3 protein-coding genes are annotated in these 3,008 nt (G+C 67.5%); 2 read left to right on the top strand and 1 reads right to left on the bottom strand.

All coding sequences use genetic code 11. From position 1 onward, the window contains the following. Positions 1-151 precede the first annotated feature (151 nt). Positions 152-1,288 (top strand): zinc-binding dehydrogenase, encoded by a 1,137-nt coding sequence (locus RMO97_RS10110; protein WP_310540791.1) that lies wholly within the window; start codon positions 152-154, stop codon positions 1,286-1,288. 2 nt (positions 1,289-1,290) lie between these two features. Then, positions 1,291-2,232 (top strand): retroviral-like aspartic protease family protein, encoded by a 942-nt coding sequence (locus RMO97_RS10105; RefSeq protein WP_310540790.1) that lies wholly within the window; start codon positions 1,291-1,293, stop codon positions 2,230-2,232. Here the strand turns inward: RMO97_RS10105 and RMO97_RS10100 are convergent. Next, positions 2,229-2,753: a GNAT family N-acetyltransferase gene (locus RMO97_RS10100; RefSeq protein ID WP_310540789.1), complete on the bottom strand. Its 525-nt coding sequence runs from the start codon at positions 2,751-2,753 to the stop codon at positions 2,229-2,231. The genes RMO97_RS10105 and RMO97_RS10100 overlap by 4 nt on opposite strands. Positions 2,754-3,008 lie beyond the last annotated feature (255 nt).

The following is a 3,008-nucleotide window of genomic DNA, read 5'->3' as shown; positions in this document are numbered from 1 at the left end:
AGAAGGACAGAAGCGGTCCGGAGACACGAGGCTTGGCCAACAAGCTTGAGAATTTGCAGGTCGGGCTCGCAACGGGGCCCTGCGCGCCCTAAGTGAAGACCACACGCGCTCCAGGCGCGAAAAAGACCACAACACGGGATTGGAAACGCAGATGAGCAACGAAACTCAAGGGCTGGAGCTGCGCTCCCTGGTGAAGTCGAGCGGCGAGCTGGAGCTGTCCCTGGCCAGCGTCTCGCACCCCGATCCCGGCCCCGACGAGATCCTGGTCCGGGTCCAGGCCTCGCCGATCAATCCGTCCGACCTTGGCCTGCTGCTGGGCCCCATCGATGTCGCCCAGGCCAAGATGTCGGGCCCGGCCGACCGTCCGGTGACCACCGCGCCCATCCAGCCGAACTTCATGCGCGCCATGGGCGGCCGGGCCGATGAGTCCATGCCGGTGGGCAATGAGGGCGCGGGCGAGGTGATCAAGGCCGGCGCCAATGCGCAGCATCTGCTGGGCAAGACCGTCGCCATGCTGGGCGGGGCGATGTACGCCCAGTACCGCCTGCTGAAGGCCGCCGACGTCCTGGTGCTGCCGGCCGGCGCGACCGCCGCCGACGGCGCCTCCTGCTTCGTCAATCCGCTGACGGCGCTGGGCATGGTTGAGACCATGAAGATGGAGGGCCACAAGGCCCTGGTCCACACCGCCGCGGCCTCCAACCTGGGCCAGATGCTGAACAAGGTCTGCCTCAAGGACGGGGTCGACCTTGTGAACATCGTCCGCAGCCCCGAGCAGGCCAAGATCCTCAAGGACATCGGCGCCAAGTACGTCCTGGACTCCACCGCGCCCGACTTCATGGAAGAGCTGATCAAGGCGCTCGCCGCCACCGGCGCCACCCTGGCCTTCGACGCCATCGGCGGCGGCAAGCTGGCCGGCCAGATCCTCAGCGGCATGGAAGTCGCCGCCAACATGACGGCCAAGACCTACAGCCGCTACGGGTCGACCACCTATAAGCAGGTCTACATCTATGGCGGGCTGAACACCTCGGCCACCGAGCTGAACCGGTCCTTCGGCATGTCCTGGGGTCTGGGCGGCTGGCTGCTGACGCCGTTCCTGATGAAGATCGGCGCCGAGGCCGCCGGCAAGCTACGCCAGCGGGTGCTGGACGAGCTGAAGACCACCTTCGCCAGCCATTATTCCCACGAGATCTCGCTGGCCGAGGCCCTGAAGCCGGAGATCATGGCCGGCTACAACCGCCGCGCCACCGGCGAGAAGTACCTTATCAATCCGAGCAAGGGCCTCACCTAGCCATGGCCGACGGGCTGACGCGTCGCGGCGCGGCCTCCGCGCTGGGCGGCGCCATCTTGATAGGCGGAGGTCTGGCGCAGGCCCAGACCCCGCCCGCAGCAGCCCCGGCGATCACGCCGGACGATGAGGCGAGCCTCGAGCCCACTCAGGTGGCCAGCGGCAAGGACGCGTTCTCGCGGATCACCGTGCCGGTGACGATCAATGGCCTGGGCCCCTTCGACTTCATGGTGGACACCGGGGCCAACCGCTCGTGCATCTCCACGACCCTGGCCGCCCGTCTGGCGCTGCCGGACGGGGGCAAGGTGGTGGTCAACACCATCATCGGCCGACGCACCCGCCAGAGCGTGCTGGTGGACAGCCTGCAGGTCGGCGGCCGCGCCCAGCGCCGGGTCAAGGTGCCGGTCCTGCCCTTTGTGGGCACCGATATCGAGGGTCTGCTGGCGGTGGACTGGCTGCGCGGCCAACGCCTGGTGCTGAATATGGCGGAAAAGCACGTCGCGATCACCAGTTCTCGCCGCGACGTCAGCAGCCGGAAGAGCGTGGTGGTGCCGGCCCGCAAACGCATCGGGCAACTGACCATCGTCGACGCCGACATGGGGGCCAAGCCGATCAGCTGCATGATCGATTCCGGGGCCCAGCTCTCCATCGGCAACCCCACCCTGCGCCGGATGCTGGACAAGCGGCTCGAGGCGAAGCTGGAGAAGGTGACCATGGTCTCGGTGACCGGGGAGACGTTCGTCGGGGATATGATGTACCTGCCGTTCCTGCGGGTCGGCGGGGTGCAGATGGGCAATGTGCCGGTGGTGTTCGCCGACCTGTCGGTGTTCGGCCTCTGGGGCTTGGCCGACAAGCCCGCCCTGGTGTTGGGCATGGACCTAATGGCCGAATTCACCGCGGTGACCCTGGATTTCGGACGCTCCACCGTGACCTTCGAGATCGCCTAGAGAGCCTTCTCGAGCACCACGAAGGCCAGGTCGTCCCGCAGTGGAACGCCGAAGCGGCGGTCGCCGTAGGGAAAGGGCCGCGTCTCGCCGGTGAGGTCGTAGCCGCGCCTTGCGTACCAGGCGATCAGGGTGTCGCGGAGGTTCACCACCGTCATGCGGAGGCGCCGCGCGCCCTTGGCCTCGGCCACAGCCTCGGCGGCGTGCAGCAGGGTGCGGCCCAGACGCCGGGCCTGGAGATCGGGGCGGACGGTAAGCATGCCCAGGTACATGACACCGGTTTCAGCGGGCTCCAGCCAGACGGTTCCCAGCAGCGGCGTGTCAGGATCGTCACGCCACACGAAAAGGGCGGCGCCGGGCGTCTCAGCGAGGTCGTTCGTGAGGGTGGCGAGATCGGTGCGCTGGCCCGCTAGATAGTCAGCCTCCGTCGTCCAGCCCTGGCGGGACGTTTCCCCACGATAGCCGGAGTTCACAAGATCGACGACGGCGGGCAGGTCGGCGGCGGTGGCGGGATAAAGGGGCATGGTCCCTAAAGTCACGGCTTCAGCTTCGCCGCAAGGCGCTCCAAGGCGTGTGCTCACCAACGGAAGGCCAGCGACGCCGCGGACATGGCGGCGACGACCGACAAGCTGACCTGGGAATGTCCACAACGGGTGGAGGCTGTGTGTAAACGCGCTGACGCACCCATGGGGGAGTTTGGTCGATGGCCGTTCAGTGAGGCCGGGCGATGGAGGCGGCGTTTCGGCGCGAGGCCAGAGACGGCCTCCTCAGGCCCTGAT

Origin of the sequence: Phenylobacterium sp. (assembly GCF_031425575.1) — a bacterium.
Lineage (GTDB): Bacteria > Pseudomonadota > Alphaproteobacteria > Caulobacterales > Caulobacteraceae > Phenylobacterium.
The sequence above is the reverse complement of the archived record's forward strand: the minus strand, read 5'-3'. Positions and strand labels throughout refer to the sequence as shown.

Coding starts and splice junctions, on each gene's coding strand:
- RMO97_RS10110 (WP_310540791.1), top strand. CDS start 152: ATGAGCAACGAAACTCAAGGGCTGGAGCTGCGCTCCCTGGTGAAGTCG.
- RMO97_RS10105 (WP_310540790.1), top strand. CDS start 1,291: ATGGCCGACGGGCTGACGCGTCGCGGCGCGGCCTCCGCGCTGGGCGGC.
- RMO97_RS10100 (WP_310540789.1), bottom strand. CDS start 2,753: ATGCCCCTTTATCCCGCCACCGCCGCCGACCTGCCCGCCGTCGTCGAT.